Raw genomic sequence first — 17,430 nt, forward strand, 5'->3', positions numbered from 1 at the left:
CGTTCCCCGCCATTTTTCGGCATCTCTCGGCCTGACGCCGTTTGCGGAAGGCCTTTCCACGGTGCCTCGTCAAAAATAATCCAGAAAATTCATCGTTCTATGTGATCCGCCGTTTTCGCCGAGGCGTAACCGCTGCATATGAACCGGAAAACCAGACACGCGAACAGGTTTTCCGCGCTAACAGCGACGCGCCGAAGGATAAGACATGCGGATTGCCGTAATCGGCTCCGGAATCTCCGGAAACAGTGCAGCCTGGGCCCTCAACGATCTTCATGACGTTGTTCTTTACGAAAAGCGTGAGCGCCCCGGTGGCCACAGCGCCACAGCAGATATCGATTATGATGGTGTAAAGATTTCGGTAGACACCGGCTTCATCGTCTACAACGAACTTAACTACCCGAACTTCACTGCCCTGCTCGACCATCTTGGTGTTGCCAATGAAATAAGCGACATGAGCTTTGCCTTGTCAGCGGACAACGGCAAACTTGAATGGTCGGGGCATTCTCTGAACTCGGTCTTCGCCCAGAGACGCAATCTGGTATCTCCGCGCTTCCTGCGGATGCTGCGCGATATTTTCCGCTTTAACAGCAAGTCCGTTGAAGATCTGAAGGCTGGACGCCTGCGCGCGGAAACGCTTGGAAGCTATCTGGAACGCGAGCGTTATTCCTCCGGCTTCATAAACGATTACCTGCTGGCGATGGGAGCTGCAATCTGGTCGACCCCGATCAATGAAATGCGCGACTATCCGGCTGAAAGCTTCGTCGCTTTCTTTGAAAACCACCGCCTCCTGTCCTTCGATCGTCCACTTTGGCGGACGATTTCCGGAGGCAGCCGAAACTACGTCGAAAAGCTTCTGGCTCCCCTTCAAGGCAAAATCAGGCTTGGCAAACCGGTCGCCGAAATCCTGCGGCAAAACGGTCAGGTTCTCGTTCGTGACACCTCAGGCCATCAGGATGTTTTCGACCATGTGATCCTGGCAAGCCACACGGACCAGAGCCTCGCCATGCTGGGCGACTCCAGTCCGCAAGAGCGTGAGATACTGGGTTCAATCCGGTACCGTCCAAACGAGGTCTATTTGCACCGGGATGAGGCCCTCATGCCCAAGCGCAAGAAGGTCTGGGCTTCCTGGAACTACATGTCTGACCGCGAGGCCGGTGAAACCCGGGATGTCACTGTCAGCTACTGGATGAACCGTTTGCAGAACTTCGATCATTCAAGGCCAGTCTTTGTGACATTGAACCCCTACGCACCGCCGCGCGAAGACAAGACCTTCGCAAAGTATGTGTATGACCATCCGCAGTTTGATGCCGCCGCCCGGCAGGCCAAGGAGCGCCTCGGAGACATACAGGGCGTCAACAACACCTGGTATTGTGGGGCATGGCGTGGCCACGGTTTTCATGAGGACGGGTTGGCCTCGGGTCTCGACGTTGCCAGATCGCTTGGCGCGCGCCTACCATGGGACAAGGAGACCACCGAAGGCACCTATCTGGAGGCTGCCGAATGAAGGCAAGGCCGAGCAATCGTCTGAACGACAATGGACCGCCCCCCAACTTGGCGGCCTCTCTGTTCACGGGCACGGTCATGCATCATCGTATGAAACCTCGTGAACACAGGTTTTCCTACAAGGTGTTTTCCGTATTGCTCGACCTGGATCGTCTGGACGTGGCAGCGAAATCCAGTGCGTTCTTCTCCGTCAACCGGTTCAATCTTCTGTCGTTTCACCAAAAGGATCACGGGCCAAGAGATGGTTCGGACCTGCGGTCTTATGTGGACGACCTCCTGGCCAAGGAAGGCCTTGGATCACCAGCGCGTATTTTGCTGCTCGCCTATCCGCGAATGCTTGGCTATGGCTTCAACCCACTCAGCGTTTATTACGCCTACGATCGGTCGGATCGGCTGATTGCCCTCGTTTACGAGGTGAGCAACACGTTTGGCGCTATGCACACTTACGTTGCCCCCGTTCTAGACGCTCAGTCCAGCGACGCCGGCATTCGGCAAGACCAGAAGAAGCTGTTCTATGTGTCCCCCTTCATCAGCATGGAGCAACACTACTTCTTCCGCATGTTGCCGCCTGGAAACACCGTTCGCGTGCGTATCCTGGAAAAGGATGCGGAAGGGCCACTGTTGTCAGCGACATTTTCCGGAACGAAGTCCCCGCTCACCAGCAAGTCGATCCTGCAGGCCTGTCTGCGGGTGCCGCTGCTGACCTACAAGGTCATCGGCGCCATCCATTGGGAGGCCTTTAAAATCTGGCGCAAGCGTGTACCATTTCACGCACGACCCACAGGGGACGAAGAGTTGGCCAGGCAGGCGGGAACTGTTCTGCCACTTTCAAACAACTGAAATTCCAAGAGGTTCTGCTATGAGTGAGCCTATTGTTCTGACCAAGGACAACTTCCGTGCGGAGTTGAAGGGAACGCCACGCATCGCCAGAATGGCTGCCGGTCTTGCTCTCAAGATCCGCTACGGATCACTCGAAGTTCAATTTCCGAACGGTCGAAGGTTTCACATCAAAGGGCTGGAAGCCGGCCCACACGGTGTCCTCAAAATCCACAATTGGGCGTTTTTCCGGATGGTCGTTCAGTCTGGCGACGTCGGTGTCGGCGAAGCGTTCATGGCTGGCTACTGGTCGTCACCTGACGTGACAACGTTTCTCGAACTGTTCTGCATCAACCAGGAATCGACGCTGGAAGCTCTCCAGGGAAAACCGTTCACACGCTTTCTGATGTCTGTTCGCCATTGGCTGAATTCCAATACCAAACGTGGATCGAAACGCAATATTTCGGCCCACTACGATCTCGGCAATGCCTTCTATCGGGAATGGCTCGATCCCTCGATGACCTATTCTTCGGCGATCTACAGCAACGAGACCAATAATCTGGAGCAGGCACAGGCGGAAAAATACGCCTCGCTGGTGCGCCAAACCGGTATCGAGCCGGAGCATAAGGTGCTGGAAATCGGATGTGGCTGGGGTGGTTTTGCCGAATATGTAGCGAAATCAGTTGGTGCCAATGTGCGTGCGTTGACCATCTCTCAGGAACAGTTCGACTATGCGCGCGAACGGATCTACAAGGCTGGCCTCAACGACAAGGTCGAAGTGGTCTTTCAGGATTACCGGGACGAAAACGGCGTCTTCGACAGGATAGCCTCTATCGAAATGTTCGAGGCTGTCGGCGAAAAATACTGGCCGACCTACTTCCGGCAATTGTCGAAATGCCTGAAGCCTGGCGGCAAGGCTGGTCTGCAGATCATCACGATCCAGGATAAGATGTTCGAGGATTACCGCAGAGGCACGGACTTCATTCAGCGCTATATCTTTCCGGGCGGCATGCTGCCGCCACCCGGGCGCCTGGCTGAAATCGGCAAGTCGCTTGGGCTGGACCTCATGGACCAGAAAATCTTCGGGCAGGACTACGCGCGGACGCTTGCCGAATGGCGGCAGAGTTTCCGGCAGGCCTGGCCGAGGATCAGCCCATTGGGCTTTGACGAACGTTTCAAGCGCCTCTGGGAGTTCTACCTCCACTATTGCGAAGCCGGATTCCGGTCCGGCAATATTGACGTTCGCCAAATGGTTTACGTCAAGTCCGCCTGAACCAAGTGATCGTTGGACCTGAACGCTCTCCTGCTAGCAGGCCGGAAATTATCCGGCCTGTTTTTTGTTCCAACCCGTTGATCGGGCGACCAGCGCGAAATAGGCGCTGTAAGGCAGCCAGCGCAAGACCTTGAGCTGCAGGACAAATTTACGTGGAAAGGCGATTTCGAACCTGCTCGGATGGGACAGGCCTTTCCTGATTTCCTGAACGGCCTCCTCTGGAGACATCAGATATGGCATCGGGAATGGATTGGACTGCGTTGCGGGCGTATCCACAAAACCGGGGTTAATGATCTGAAGACGGATACCGGCAAGGTCCAGATCGAATTTCAGCGACTCCACCAAATTGGTGAGCCCCGCCTTGGTTGCCCCATACGCTGCCGAGGTCGGCAAACCTCCATACCCGGCTACAGATGCGACAACCGCGATCTGTCCTCTTCCGGCTGCTTTCATGGCAGCGATAGCGGGCGCGAGCACATTGACGGTGCCCATGAGGTTGACGTCAAAGCTCTTGCGAAAGGCTTCGGTGTCAGCATCGAGGCCGTCCTGCGGCAGATAAACTCCCGCATTTGCCACCAGCAGGGCCAAACCACCGTAGTCTTGCACGATTTTTTTCACGTGCTCAGCCATCACGTCTGTCTTCGTGACATCACCCGGCAAAGAATGAATGGCCCCTGACAGTTCTTCCGACTGGTTCTCTAGCTCGGCCAATTTCTCTTCAGAGCGGGCAGTCACAACGACAGTCCACCCCGATCGGGCAAGATCCAGTGCAAGTTCACGGCCGATACCGGAACTCGCGCCCGTAATCCAGGCGCATCCATGGTCGGGTCTGGCGACGTAGTTTGTCTTGGGCAATTCAGTCTCCGAGTCTGTTTGCCTTTCTACGCAAACAGACCGGAACTTGGATCGGTTTTCAGCGAAGGAACGGCGCGAACCATCGGCCAACAGGGCCGGTCAGTTGCAGGCGACCTGCGGTGACGGCGAAACAAATGCAGTCCTCACCCTCATCGGCCACCGGCTTATGATCAATGTCGCCATCGGCAAAGGCCACGTCTCCAGCCACGTAGTGACCGTCCTCGTCCTTGAAGCCGCCTTTCAGAACCAGCGTCAACTCGGTTCCATGGTGTGTATGGGATGGCATCGCACGGCCGGCCCGCACCCACAGAAGGCTGCTGGTACAGCCGTCTATCTCGCCGAGCTTACATTCCTTCACACCCGGCAGAAGCGTTTTCCAGGGAAGCTGGTCCATGGAAGACCCGATAATCGACCGAAGAGATGCGGGAACCGCGGAATCGCCGCCGTCCATCTCGGCAGGAGGTACATTGTCGTTCAGACTATCGATCTGGCCATCGAGGATAGTTCCCAGAATTGAGTCTCGATTGGCAATTGAGACCGGCTGGACTGTTTCGAGTTCGAACCCGGCAAGTGTTTCGAGTGAACTTACATAGGACCTGTTGCAGTCGCTCATCTCAAGATGCGCACCGACCAGAGCCTGTGCCGGATAGGTCAAGCTTCCGGCCGCATAACCTGCCAGTAACTCGTCCATTCCAGTCACATTTTTTTCCATTACCACTCTCATTTGGCTGCAGAATCCTAAATTGCCCTACCGCCCATACGACAAGCAACAAAATTCAGATCATTAATTACACCAAATTTGTTGGAAATAGAATTTTAGTGAGCAGCCTGAGCGGAACAACTGATGGCGCGTTTTTCACGGCAGAGGGAAAAGTAAACCTGATTGCCTTCTGGTGCTGGCAATCCCCCTTTGAACCCTTACATTGCGACCTTGATCAAGGCCCATCAGACCTTTAGCGTCCTGGGCTCATCAGATTTCTTCTGGCCGGTCAGTGCAACCGGACCAGATCAGCCGGGAAAGAATAAATGTCTGTGTCCGCTTCTGTTGTCGATGCAATCGGGAACACGCCCCTCATACGCCTGAAAGCGTTGTCCGAGGAAACGGGGTGCGAAATTCTCGGCAAGGCCGAGTTCATGAACCCCGGTCAATCGGTCAAGGACCGCCCTGCCCGTCAGATGATTCTCGAAGCCGAGGCCCGTGGAGACCTGAAACCTGGCGGTGTGATTGTTGAAGGCACCGCCGGCAACACAGGCATTGGCCTGGCGCTTGTTGCCAGTGCGCGCGGTTACCGGACCGTGATTGTCATTCCTGAAACGCAGAGCCAGGAAAAGAAGGACATGCTGCGCCTGTGCGGTGCCGAGCTTGTCGAAGTTCCAGCCAAGCCTTTTTCCGATCCAAACAACTACCAGCACGTTGCCCGCCGTCTTGCAGAGGACATGGCGCGCACGGAACCCAATGGCGTCATCTTCGGTGACCAGTGGAACAACCTGGACAACCGGAAAGCCCATTTCGTTTCGACTGGTCCTGAAATCATGGCGCAAACGGGCGGGCGTGTTGATGGCTTCATCTGCGCTGTCGGCTCCGGCGGCACGCTGGCCGGTGTTTCTACCCACCTTCAGGAAAACAAGCCCGGCGTTGTGATTGGCTGTGCCGACCCGCGCGGTGCTGCGATGCAATCACTTTTCACGACCGGCAAGGCAGTTGCTTCCGAAGGTGGTTCGGTTTCCGAAGGCATCGGACTGGGCCGCAGCACACCGATTGTCGGCGATCTCAAAATCGATCACGCCTACACCATTCCCGATGAGGAGGCCCTGCCACTGGTCTTCGACCTTGCCGATAAGGAAGGTCTCCTGCTGGGCGGTTCCTCAGCAATCAACATTGCAGGTGCACGACGCCTTGCGCGCGAACTCGGCCCGGGGAAAACCATCGTGACCATCCTGTGTGACCACGGATCGCGCTATCAGTCGAAGCTCTATAATGCGGACTTCCTCAGATCGAAAAACCTGCCTGTTCCCGACTGGTTGGAACGCAAGGTCACAATCCAGCCTCCGTTTGCCTGATTTATCGAAACCGGGGGGATGACATTTCATGAGTTCGCAAGAACAAGCACTGGCACAAGGTGGCAATGCCGCGGAAGCGGTCATCCACGATGCCGTCACCGACGCCGGTGTTCTGGATGTCATGGCAAACAATCTCGGACTGGTCGCGGCCTTTGTCGCGATCATGTATATGACCGCAGGTATCTGCGCTGTCCGTGAGGTAATGAACTCCAGGACGTCCCAGGGGTCTGTTGCCTGGTTGCTGTCCCTGTTTTTCATGCCGTATCTCACGGTTCCACTCTATTTCGTATTCGGTTGGCGGTCTTTTTCCGACTACGAGAAGATCCAGGCGACCCTTGGCCGGGCAGAGCGTGCCAGGCGTGCCGACGAACTGGGCCTGACCGATCACGCAGAAACAAGGGACTGGCCCGTTCTGTCCCGCGTTGCCGGTGTGCCCTTCATGGCCGGCAACAAGGCGGATCTTCTCATCGATGGCGATGCCACCTTTGGTGCCATTAAGGATGAGATTGCAAAGGCCAGAAACGTCATCTTCTTTCAGTTCTTCGCCGTTCACGACGATGAACTGGGACGTGAAATGGCCGACGCCCTGATCGCGCGTGCCAAGGACGGCATCAAGGTCTACTTTCTGTACGACGACGTCGGTAGCCATTCCCTTTCGAAGGACTATCTGGCCCGCCTGAAGGCTGCCGGTGTCAGGGTTTGCGGGTTCAATGAAAACCACAAATTCCTGCGTCTTCTCGGACCGATGCGCCTGAATTATCGCAATCACCGCAAGCTTGTTGTCGTTGACTACCAGGTGACCTTTGTCGGTGGACACAATGTTGCGGACCAGTATGTGGGCCGGGACAGTTGGTTCGGGCACTGGCGCGATACGCATGTACGCGTCGCAGGCCCGGCCGCCGTTGCCTGCGCGCTGTCCTTCGTGGAAGACTGGTTGTGGGCAAGTGGCGAACGCATCGACCTGCCCCAGGTCGGCGAGATCCCGATGCCGGGCGACGAAGCCGTGCTGGTCATGCCAACCGGGCCGGCAGACAAGCTTGAGGAATGTGCGCTGGCCTTTGTAGAAACGGCTGCCCGCGCACGCAAAAGGCTCTGGATCACGACACCCTATCTGGTGCCCTCTCTCGACATCCAGACGGCTCTGTGTTCAGCGGCCATGCGTGGTGTGGACGTACGTGTTCTGATGCCGGAAAAGCGGGACCATTGGACTGTCTGGCTGGCAAGCCACGCCTATGAGGACACCTTGGTGCAGCGCGGGGTTAAGGTTTATCGCTACATCGATGGCTTCCTGCACCAGAAAGTCACGCTCATGGACGATGAACTCGTTTCCATCGGCACGGTGAATTTTGACAACAGGTCATTCCAGATCAATTTTGAACTGACCCTCTGGTTCACTCATCCACGTACGATCAGCAATGTTGAACGCATGCTGGAGACTGACTTCCAGAACTCACGTCTAACCTGGCCCGACGCGTTTCAGTCGCGCAGCTATGTGTTCCGTGTCTTGGCCCAGGGTGCCCGGCTGTTGTCTCCGATCCTTTAAAAAGATCAAAACCAACTGACATCGGACGTAGGGCCGTTGGACATTTAACTGTTGCTGCTGATTTTTCGCGCGCTCAATCCCGAGGATTGAATTTGGTCCTTTGAAATCAGTCATGGAGCAGTTTGCAGGCGGCTGGTCAGAGCTGGTGCCGTTGAGGCGAATGATCTAAACATCTGTCAGACCACCTTCACCGGCACTTGCAAACCATGACTTACGTACCAGACGACACGACCCTGCTTGCCTTCACAGCCGCGGCGCTGGTTCTGGCGCTAACACCCGGACCAGACATGACGTTGTTCATGAGCAAGACGCTGACGCAAGGGCGCTGCGCCGGGTTAGCCGCAGTGTTGGGAGCCACCTGCGGATTGATCCTGCACACAGTGCTCGCTGCCATCGGTGTTTCGGCCCTTCTTTCAGCCTCAACGATTGCATTTACGGTGCTGAAAATCGTTGGCGCCATGTATCTGATCTGGCTGGCGGTCCAGGCTGTCAGAAATGGGTCAAGCCTTGCGCTGCAAGCAGCTTCCGCGAAGCGACAGCCGTTTCACCGGGTTTGGCTTCAGGCGCTTGGGATCAACATTCTCAATCCCAAGATCGTTCTGTTCTTCGTGACCTTCCTGCCTCAATTCGTGAGCGCATCCGATCCGCATGCGACGGGAAAGCTCATGTTCCTCGGGTTTTACTTCGTCGCGCTGGGCATGCCGATATGTACTGCGATGGTTCTTGGCGCCAGCGCCTTTGCGCGTTTCCTGAAAAACTCGCCCAAATTCATGCGTGCCTTCGACTGGGCCTTTGCCGGCATCATGGGAACCTTCGCCTTGAAGCTTCTTGTGGCCAAGGCAAACAACTGATCCGGAAGCTTGTTGCGTTTCGTCGTCTCGTCTGACCGGCCCTGAATTTACTAGCGAGCCAGCAACTCCCTGAGGCCAGCAGGTGTGACTTGAGCCATCATGCGAAAATCCCGGCTCATGTGATGCCGATCCGAATAGGAAGCCTGGAAGGCTACATCATCCAGGCAGCAGTTGCCGGACGCCAAAAGGCGCGTTGCCTTGCGCAAACGGACGAAACGCACCAGCCTGGCATAGCCCAAACCCGCCTCCGTCAACCGGCGTGAAAGGCTTCTCGGAGACAATCCGAGTTCAGCGGCTGTCGACATCAAACCGGGGTGCTCTCCCTCGGACCTTTCAAGGCTGCCGACAACCCGCTCCAGAAGACGGTTCCCCCGGGCACCCGATTGACTGTTTAACAGGTGGCCAAAAGAGAGGCTGCGAGCAGGTGGCACCAACCCGACTTCGCTTTTGAGACCGGGTGTCTCTTCTGAAAGAACGATCAGGATATCGCTATCGAAGTCAATTTGGTCTCCCAGAAAGGTGCCGAACCGGTAAATCGGATAGGAAGCACCACCGCGTGTTATCGACCAGATACCCTGAATATGTGCGCCGGCACTTTCCAGCGTTCCCGTCGCAACCCCTGCCAGCATTGCCGGCCCGAAGGGTTTCTGGTTGGCTGGGCGCACCTTGTAGGGAGACAGGACCAGTGAATTGTGCTGATCAGCGACAATAAATTCCTGTCTGGGGCTGCTCTCCTGAAACCGTATGGACGACTGCAACGCCAGAACACCCGACCATCTTTGGACCAGGGCTGAAACACTTGGTGCACTTGTCAGAAGGTGACTGATCACATCGAACCCGGCAGGCCGCCCGAGCGCACGAGCCAGATCGAAGATCACACCGCATCCGCATGCGTCATACAGCATGCCGATGCGAGACAATGTATCCTTGCCATGGTCGTCCCGCAGAGAGCACTTTTCATAAACATCCGGAAATCGTGTCTCGGCCTGGCGTGCAAAATGGTCCAGCCACCAGTTCCAATAGGCAGAATAAGCTTCGCCAAGCGGCTCGTTGACGCGCTGGTTTCCCGCAGATTTGCGGGACACGGGGACAATTTTGGCGTCGATATTCACAGGCCTTCTTTCGACCGTGTTGCAGGATGCTAGGTGCCCTCAAACGAAACCAAGGGTTTAGGGTAAATGCAAGCATCGAAATGGAGGGAACATGCGCACATTGAGACCTGGTCTGCCGGGGTTATCCTTCATATTGCTGACCACACTGTCCGCGACCACTTCCGCGCTTGCCGATCCGGCCAACCTGACAGTGGCTGAAATCGACGAGATGATGTCGGGTAACTCCATCCACGGGTTCTTTCCGGACGGCGTCACGGCCTACAGGCAGAACAACCACGCCGATGGCATTGCTGTTGTCGTCGTCAAGGGCGACAAGATCCGGAACATTCCGTGGGAGGCTATCGAAATGGACGGGACGGGACACTATTGCGAAGACTGGAGCGGCGATGGCTGGGGCAAGCTCTGCTTCACGGTGACAAGGGAGGACCCCGCCAAACCGGTTTTCACCAATGCCAAAGGCAAGTCAAACAGCCAGAACTGGACCAAGGGCTTTGTCGACCTGAATTTTGCTGACTGATTTTTCTTTCACTTAAGAACGACGCCCGTAATCCGGCCGGATTGCGGGCGTTGGTTTTTCAAGCCCTGGTGAACGTCAAATAGACCTTGCGCGAAAGGCGTATCGTTGATCAATTCAACGCTCTTAAGTCCAGGGAGTTCAAGATGACCACGCCACTGTTTCGCGACGACGCCTACCTCAGAACATGTGAAGCTGAAGTGGTCGGCGTGAACGAGCGGGGCGGTATCTTGCTGGATAGAACGGTGTTTTACGCCACTGGCGGTGGACAACCCGGGGACAGCGGCACCCTGGAACTGGAAGACGGCACAAAACTTGTGATTGCTACCGCTGTTTATGAAGAGGACAAGAAAACAATCGTCCATGTGCCGTCCGAAGAGCAAAGTCTGCCCAGCCTCGGTGCCCGTGTGACTGCCCATATTGACTGGGCAAGGCGTTACCGGCTGATGCGCATGCATACGGCGCTGCATCTTTTGTCCGTGGCCCTGCCCTATCCCGTTACCGGTGGCCAGATTGGAGATCCTGAAGGACGCCTCGATTTCGACATGGGTAACGAGACGATCGACCGGGAAGAGCTTGTCGAGCAGCTCAACGCACTCGCTTCAGGAGATCATGAGGTCACCACCCAATGGATCACGGACGAAGAACTCGACGCCAATCCCGGCCTGGTCAAAACCATGTCGGTCAAGCCGCCGCGCGGGTCAGGCAAGGTGAGACTAGTCAGGATCGGTGGCGATGTTGACTTGCAGCCTTGCGGCGGAACACATGTGACCAGGACATCCGAAATCGGCGCGCTCGAACTTGGAAAGATCGAAAAAAAGGGAAAGCAGAACAGGCGCGTTCGAATTCGTCTGACGGATTGACCGAATGAACGAATGGAGTGGTAAGCATGAAACTCTCAGGTAGCTGTCGGTGCGGTGCTGTTTCCTTCGAAGTAGAAAGCAAAACGCCCTACCCGTTCATGCGGTGCTACTGCTCGATCTGCCGCAAGACAGGCGGCAGTGGAGGTTATGCCATCAACCTCATGGGAGAAGCAGGCAGCCTGAAAGTGATGGGTGCGGAAACGAAGGCGACCTACAACGCCGTCATCGATGGCGAAACCAGCCCCGCGGAACGTCATTTCTGCAAGGCCTGCGGTTCTCATCTTTGGGTCAGCGACCCGCGCTGGCCAGAGCTTGTGCATCCACACGCTGGCGCCGTCGATAGCCCCTTGCCAACACCGCCGGAGATTGTCCATATCATGCTGGCGTACAAGCCTGACTGGATAGAGGTGCCGAACGGTCCCGGACATGTTCATTTCCAGAACTATCCGGACCTATCCATCGAAGACTGGCACAAGTCAAAAGGCTTGCTGGAGACCTAAGGAGACCCAATGACCGACCATCCTCTCGTATCGACCCAATGGCTGGACGATCATCTCTCCTCGCCCGATCTGATTGTGATCAATGCCTGGATGCCGCCAGTAACACATCCGGACGCTCCCGCCGTCTATCCGAATGCCCATATTCCCGGTGCGGTCTTTTTCGATGTCAACGAAGTTTGTGACAAGGACACGGACCTGCCGCATATGCTGCCTGCTCCGCACGTGTTTTCATCGACCATGCGAAAAATGGGTATAGGCGATGGCCAGACACTCGTCGTCTATGACGATTTCGGTTTCTATTCCGCGCCGCGCGTCTGGTGGACCCTGCGCAGCATGGGGGCAGAGCGGGTTTATGTCCTTGATGGAGGGTTTCCCAAATGGCGCGCAGAAGGCCGGGCATTCAACGATGACACGCCCCGCCGGGTACAAAGCCATTTTTCTTCCCGACTGAACCATGGCGCGGTGGCGGACCTCGCTCAGATCCGTTCTACAATTGAAAACGGATCACGCCAGATCCTGGATGCCCGATCCGCCGAACGGTTTGCCGGAGAAGCTCCCGAACCCCGCCCGGGACTTCAATCAGGACACATGCCAACTGCCCTCAACCTGCCCTTTACCCAGCTCATTGCCGAGGACGGGACCTTCTTGCCTAAGGAAGACCTGGCAAAGGCCTTCCAGGACGCGGGAGTGGATCTTGAAAAGCCCGTTACAACGACTTGCGGTTCGGGCGTCACTGCAGCGATCCTGACACTGGCCCTCACCGTGCTGGGAGTCCGTGATCTTGCTTTGTATGATGGCTCCTGGGCGGAATGGGGAAGCCGGGACGACACGGATGTCGTCACCGACACGGAATAACCCCAGACGGCATTTTTCAGGTTCCGGTTTTCAAGGTCTCGAAGAAGTCACGGATCTCATCTGAAATCGAATTGGTGCTCGATGACATTCTGCCGGACGCCGTCATCAGACTGTCGGCGGCCTGATCTGTTGCATTGATCGCTTGTTCGACCCCGTTGATGTTCTCATCAAGAGACTGCGTACCGGAAGCCACTGTCTGGATACTGTGCGAGATTTCCTGCGTCGCAGCTCCCTGCTCTTCAATGGCGGCTGCAATGGAGGAGGTCATTTCATCGAGCTGTTTCACCACTTCGGAAATTGACTGGATGGACGCAACCGCATTGTCGGTCGAGCTCTGAATCTCGTTAACTTGCAGGCTGATTTCTTCCGTTGCCTTCGCGGTCTGCTCCGCCAGGGTTTTCACCTCGCTGGCGACCACCGCGAAGCCCTTACCGGCATCACCGGCACGCGCAGCCTCAATCGTGGCGTTGAGAGCCAGAAGGTTGGTCTGCTCGGCAATTGCCTGGATAAGCCCGATCACATCGCCAATCTTCTGCGCAGCGCCAGCCAGGCTTGCCACCTGAAGGCTCGACTGCTCGGTTCCTCCAGCTGCCTGGCTTGCAATACGAGATGCCCCTGCAATCTGTTTGGAAATTTCCTGGATAGAACTGGAGAGCTCTTCCGTCGCCGACGCAACGGTCTGCACGCTCACGCTGGAGTCTTTCGAGACATGGCCGGCATTTTCAACCTGGCTTCTCGCGGTCTGCGATACGCTCGTCAGGTTTTCCGCTTCCCCTGCGACACTTCGCGCGCCGTCTTCAACATCTGCAAGCGGCTTCTGGACATTGAGCTGAAATTTCTCAATGGCTTTGTTCAACCGTTCCGTTTGTGCGGCGCGTTCAAGAAGGAGCTGTTCTTCATAAGTCGAAATCGCGAGGTCCATGTCCAGGAAAACAGCGGCCGTGACATCGTTCAACAGAACAGCGAGGTTTTGAAATGTCCGCCTGTACTTGCGTGTCAAATGCGCTTGTAGGTGACGCAGGACATACAGGTAACCGGCGATGTACCAGCGCGGCTCCAGACCAATGCGACAATGAACATGTCCGATCTGATTGATGCTTTGCTGATAGCCCTCATCGAAGCCGGATGTGAACAGCTTCTTCCAATGCCCCTTTTGCGCTGAAACCAACCGAGGCTGATGTGTCCCGACAAGAGCTGCAAGGTTCGGCTGGGTCTTGATGTGCTCATAGAACCCTGCCAACACATCGTCCAACACCGGATCGATCACCGGCCAGAGCTTTTTGAGGCTCTCGATCGTCGCTTCATCGATCTGGGCGAATTTTAAACGGGTCTGAAAATCGTATTCCTGGTCGCTCATTGCAATTTACCTTGATAAGAACTGACCCAACGTCTCCTACAATTATAAAAAAACCATAAATTGTATTTTTACGTACGACATAGTGACAATGCCTCACCGAACCACGAACATTGATGCCTCAGAAATACTGACAATACCGCAGGATTTTGCGGTTTATTCCCGAAACGATAGCCGTCGGTGAATCTTCCAAAGGCGAATAACAAATACAACCCCAAAAAGAGAATTACCCGGTATTGACCGAATCGCGGTTCCAAAAATGGCAGTTCGGTTACCTGGTCCAGGTCAAACTTTCATCCCGTCAGCCCTTTTTCGCGATGTCTCAAGATTAGTCAGGAAGTCCGCTCGCGTTCCGGGAAGGTGATGACCGGGCCAAATTTCCAGGGCATCGGCAAGATTGCCTTTTGGATGTCGTGAGGAGATGTCTTCGCGAACCTCCCGAGTAAACCTGCGCTGCCCCAATCCAAATACGTCGCACATTGCCCCACGAGAAAGAAGGTGCGCTTCTGCACCGTAGGTTCTTTCAGAAACGTAGCCGTTGAGATGTAGGCCGATGGCATCGGCAATCCGACGGACCCTGGCTCGGTCGTGTCCCTTGCCAGTCAGGTGATGATGGCAGCGTTCGACCCCATGAACGACGAAACAACAATCCCCGGGCTCGCTGGTGCGGCGGAAGGCCAAGCCAACGTCATGCAGTATTGCGGCACAAAAGAGAATTTCCTTGTCCACGGTGAGCTTCCGATAGCCACCCAGCAAAAGGCCGAAATAATACGTCCGCCAGCTATGTCTCATGAGGACCAGGTTTTGCACCTCGTCAGCTAAGTCAAACGCGTCTCTGGTTAGGGCCGTGTCAGGTGGCTGCAGCCCTTCCAGGTCTGCGCCGTAGGTGTTGATAAGCCCAAGCTTTGCTTTCAAGGCGTCCAAGGCTTCCAGCATGCCCATCCGGCCCAGGTTCGTGAGGACTTTCAGTTTTTCAGCTCTGGTCAACCGCCCCTTGCTGAATTCACCCTGTCGTCTTCCCCAGGCGATCGTACCCATGTCTGCAACGTTTTCAGTCATTTCTCGAAGCTTCTCCTTCTTATTTTTGTACCATATCGCACAAAAATAGACATGTCGATGATTATATGCGAACTGGTATAAAATGAAGACGGAAACCAAACGCGGGCGTCCGCGCAAATTTGACGAAGACGTAACGCTCGACCGCATCATGCTGGTTTTCTGGCGCCAAGGTTACGCAGCCACCAGTCTCGATCAGATTGCGGAAGCCACCGGCCTTAACCGACCAAGCCTTTACGCCGCATTTGGAAGCAAAAAGGAAATGTATCTCAAGGTGATTGGGCGCTTCGCCGACCAGATGCAGGCCCACTTGCATGACGCAGGGCTGACGGCAAGCGGACTACACCCAAGGCTGAAGGCTATAATGACAGCTGCAATCGATCTTTATTGCGGCACGTCTTCACTCTGCAACGCGGCCTACGGGTGTCTGGCTATTTCCACCCTGACCACAGAAGTGGCTGACGATCCGGACTTCAAGTCCATGATGGCCCACGTCGTTGAGCGAATGGATCAGGGTTTCGCCGATCTGATACGCGAAGAGACGAAAGGCCTCGTTCCCGAGGCGAACCTGCGCTTTACCGCCCAGCATCTGTCCCTGATCCTGCATGGTCTTTCAGTTCGGGCCCGCACCGGTGAATCGAGAACCGCACTTCAGGAGTTGGCGGAAGCTGCCATCGACCGGCTTGTACCGAAAACGGCATCACGAACGGTTGTGTAAATCCAGCGACCAGTCAAGCGTTACAGGAAGCGGTGTCCAAACGCCTGTCTTAACCCCTGCCCGCCTCAATATGTCGGCTGTCCAGGTGTTGCATCCCATCAGCGCATTGAAACCACCTACCGCTGGAAAGAAGATATCGTGCGCGTCATAAGCACCGCCAGGAATAGCTTGCGGCGTTTCTGTGTCGTTTGCTTGGAAACTGGCCTTGATATCGGCGACCAGCTCATCAAATTGCTGCTGACTGAGGTAAAGTTCCCTGACGCTGTCGAGATCACTCGGAATATCCCCGGTACGGCGAACATGCATGACTGACGTGTCCCAGGTCAAGGCGTCAATCACCGGTCCCGGCTTCAAGTCTGCCCAGGTTGGCGTTTCGATATAAAAGGACCGGCCTCCCCAGCCGAATGCGACCCAAAAGACCCCAGGATAATCGAGGTCCAGGCCGGCATCGGAAATGAAATCGAATGCCTCCAGAACATCTGGATCAGCAGGAAGAGCAATATCTGTATGAATGGGGTTGCTCAGGACAAGAATGCGCCGGCCATCTGACGGCTGCAAAGCGGCACCTGTGTCTGGCGCACTATCAAACAAGGGCCTCGGAACGAGTGTTCCGAGGCCCAGAGCCAGGATGATGGTGCAAACGACAAGAAATAATCCAGTGAGTGTCCTGCGCACCAGTTTCATCATCTTTTGGAGATTGCAGATCAGTGGTGCAGGATCTGACTCAGGAACAGCTTCGTGCGTTCATGCTGCGGGTTGGTAAAGAACTCTTCCGGCTCGTTCTGTTCCACGATCTGGCCCGCATCCATGAAGATGACGCGATTGGCAACCTTGCGCGCAAAACCCATTTCGTGGGTCACGCACAACATGGTCATGCCTTCTTCGGCAAGGCCGACCATCACGTCCAGAACTTCCTTGATCATTTCCGGATCGAGTGCCGACGTCGGCTCATCAAACAACATGATCTTCGGGCTCATGCAGAGCGACCGTGCAATGGCAACGCGCTGCTGCTGACCACCGGACAACTGACCCGGATATTTATTTGCCTGCTCGGGGATCTTGACGCGCTCCAGATAGTGCATCGCGATTTCTTCGGCTTCTCTCTTGGGCATCTTTCGAACCCAGATTGGTGCCAGCGTGCAATTTTCCAGGATCGTCAGATGCGGAAACAGGTTGAAGTGCTGGAAGCACATGCCGACTTCCCGGCGAATTTCGTCGATCTTTTTGAGATCGTTCGTCAGTTCGATGCCATCGACAAGGATCTGCCCGGCCTGATGTTCTTCCAGACGGTTGATGCAACGGATCATGGTGGACTTGCCGGAACCGGACGGTCCGCAGATAACGATGCGTTCGCCGCGCATGACTTTCAGGTTGATGTCGCGCAATACGTGGAAATCCCCGTACCACTTGTTCATTTTCTTGATTTCGACAGCCACATCCGTGTCGGAAATGACCATTCTGGTACGGTCGGCTGCGAGTTCCTCATCGCGTACAGCGTGTTCAGACATAGTTCTTAGCTCCAAAAGTGTCCTCTGGCCGGGGCGCCGCGGTCCATC

General features: G+C 55.6%; 18 protein-coding genes. 11 read left to right on the forward strand and 7 right to left on the reverse strand.

Features of this window, described 5'->3' with window-relative positions:
- Nucleotides 1-205: 205 nt before the first annotated feature.
- From AC2A6O_RS00465 to AC2A6O_RS00475, 3 genes are read left to right on the forward strand one after another with little or no spacing between them, the layout of a single operon-like run.
- On the forward strand, nt 206-1,504 hold the full coding sequence (locus AC2A6O_RS00465; RefSeq protein WP_498925321.1) for an NAD(P)/FAD-dependent oxidoreductase: 1,299 nt from the start codon (nt 206-208) through the stop codon (nt 1,502-1,504).
- Nucleotides 1,501-2,343, forward strand: coding sequence for a DUF1365 domain-containing protein (locus AC2A6O_RS00470; protein WP_498925322.1), 843 nt, complete (start codon nt 1,501-1,503; stop codon nt 2,341-2,343). The genes AC2A6O_RS00465 and AC2A6O_RS00470 overlap by 4 nt, the downstream gene beginning before the upstream one ends.
- A gap of 19 nt (nt 2,344-2,362) precedes the next feature.
- Complete coding sequence (locus AC2A6O_RS00475; RefSeq protein WP_148587029.1) at nt 2,363-3,592, forward strand: SAM-dependent methyltransferase; 1,230 nt, start codon at nt 2,363-2,365, stop codon at nt 3,590-3,592.
- Between the two features lie 48 nt (nt 3,593-3,640).
- Here AC2A6O_RS00475 and AC2A6O_RS00480 read toward each other — a convergent pair whose 3' ends face one another.
- Nucleotides 3,641-4,447: an SDR family NAD(P)-dependent oxidoreductase gene (locus AC2A6O_RS00480; protein WP_498925905.1), complete on the reverse strand. Its 807-nt coding sequence runs from the start codon at nt 4,445-4,447 to the stop codon at nt 3,641-3,643.
- A 58-nt stretch (nt 4,448-4,505) separates the two neighbouring features.
- Nucleotides 4,506-5,159, reverse strand: coding sequence for a ChrR family anti-sigma-E factor (locus AC2A6O_RS00485; protein WP_498925323.1), 654 nt, complete (start codon nt 5,157-5,159; stop codon nt 4,506-4,508).
- Nucleotides 5,160-5,473: 314 nt separating this feature from the next.
- Between AC2A6O_RS00485 and AC2A6O_RS00490 the strand changes: the two genes are divergently transcribed.
- The 3 genes from AC2A6O_RS00490 to AC2A6O_RS00500 all read left to right on the forward strand — a co-directional run bounded on the left by AC2A6O_RS00490 (nt 5,474) and on the right by AC2A6O_RS00500 (nt 8,902).
- Nucleotides 5,474-6,508 carry a cysteine synthase A gene (locus AC2A6O_RS00490; RefSeq protein WP_498925324.1) on the forward strand — a complete coding sequence of 345 codons (1,035 nt, stop codon included), beginning with the start codon at nt 5,474-5,476 and terminating at the stop codon, nt 6,506-6,508.
- Nucleotides 6,509-6,536: 28 nt separating this feature from the next.
- Complete coding sequence (gene cls, locus AC2A6O_RS00495; RefSeq protein WP_148587033.1) at nt 6,537-8,051, forward strand: cardiolipin synthase; 1,515 nt, start codon at nt 6,537-6,539, stop codon at nt 8,049-8,051.
- Nucleotides 8,052-8,257: 206 nt separating this feature from the next.
- Complete coding sequence (locus AC2A6O_RS00500) at nt 8,258-8,902, forward strand: LysE family translocator (RefSeq protein ID WP_498925325.1); 645 nt, start codon at nt 8,258-8,260, stop codon at nt 8,900-8,902.
- Nucleotides 8,903-8,952: 50 nt separating this feature from the next.
- On the opposite strand, the gene AC2A6O_RS00505 is transcribed toward AC2A6O_RS00500, so the two are convergent.
- On the reverse strand, nt 8,953-9,987 hold the full coding sequence (locus AC2A6O_RS00505; RefSeq protein ID WP_498925326.1) for a helix-turn-helix domain-containing protein: 1,035 nt from the start codon (nt 9,985-9,987) through the stop codon (nt 8,953-8,955).
- A 118-nt stretch (nt 9,988-10,105) separates the two neighbouring features.
- On the opposite strand from AC2A6O_RS00505, the gene AC2A6O_RS00510 reads away from it, so the two are divergent.
- From AC2A6O_RS00510 to sseA, 4 genes are all read left to right on the forward strand, one after another.
- Entirely contained in the window at nt 10,106-10,531 is a 426-nt protein-coding gene (locus AC2A6O_RS00510) for a hypothetical protein (RefSeq protein ID WP_498925327.1), read from the forward strand.
- A gap of 143 nt (nt 10,532-10,674) precedes the next feature.
- Nucleotides 10,675-11,391, forward strand: coding sequence for an alanyl-tRNA editing protein (locus tag AC2A6O_RS00515; RefSeq protein ID WP_498925328.1), 717 nt, complete (start codon nt 10,675-10,677; stop codon nt 11,389-11,391).
- Between the two features lie 26 nt (nt 11,392-11,417).
- A complete protein-coding gene (locus AC2A6O_RS00520; RefSeq protein ID WP_148587038.1) occupies nt 11,418-11,891 on the forward strand; it encodes a GFA family protein in 474 nt (157 codons plus the stop codon).
- A 9-nt stretch (nt 11,892-11,900) separates the two neighbouring features.
- Nucleotides 11,901-12,746: a 3-mercaptopyruvate sulfurtransferase gene (sseA, locus tag AC2A6O_RS00525; RefSeq protein WP_498925329.1), complete on the forward strand. Its 846-nt coding sequence runs from the start codon at nt 11,901-11,903 to the stop codon at nt 12,744-12,746.
- 16 nt (nt 12,747-12,762) lie between these two features.
- Here the strand turns inward: sseA and AC2A6O_RS00530 are convergent, their stop codons facing one another.
- Both AC2A6O_RS00530 and AC2A6O_RS00535 read right to left on the reverse strand, forming a co-directional pair.
- A complete protein-coding gene (locus AC2A6O_RS00530; RefSeq protein ID WP_498925330.1) occupies nt 12,763-14,103 on the reverse strand; it encodes a methyl-accepting chemotaxis protein in 1,341 nt (446 codons plus the stop codon).
- Nucleotides 14,104-14,385: 282 nt separating this feature from the next.
- A complete protein-coding gene (locus tag AC2A6O_RS00535) occupies nt 14,386-15,159 on the reverse strand; it encodes an HD domain-containing protein (protein WP_498925331.1) in 774 nt (257 codons plus the stop codon).
- 82 nt (nt 15,160-15,241) lie between these two features.
- Between AC2A6O_RS00535 and AC2A6O_RS00540 the strand changes: the two genes are divergently transcribed.
- Nucleotides 15,242-15,874, forward strand: coding sequence for a TetR/AcrR family transcriptional regulator (locus tag AC2A6O_RS00540; RefSeq protein WP_498925332.1), 633 nt, complete (start codon nt 15,242-15,244; stop codon nt 15,872-15,874).
- On the opposite strand, the gene AC2A6O_RS00545 is transcribed toward AC2A6O_RS00540, so the two are convergent.
- Nucleotides 15,857-16,561, reverse strand: coding sequence for a TIGR02117 family protein (locus AC2A6O_RS00545; protein WP_498925333.1), 705 nt, complete (start codon nt 16,559-16,561; stop codon nt 15,857-15,859). The two genes, AC2A6O_RS00540 and AC2A6O_RS00545, sit on opposite strands and share 18 nt — an antisense overlap.
- Before the next feature lie 17 nt (nt 16,562-16,578).
- Nucleotides 16,579-17,382 carry an amino acid ABC transporter ATP-binding protein gene (locus AC2A6O_RS00550; RefSeq protein WP_148587044.1) on the reverse strand — a complete coding sequence of 268 codons (804 nt, stop codon included), beginning with the start codon at nt 17,380-17,382 and terminating at the stop codon, nt 16,579-16,581.
- Nucleotides 17,383-17,430 lie beyond the last annotated feature (48 nt).

The organism is Labrenzia sp. ATLA3 (genome assembly GCF_057180185.1).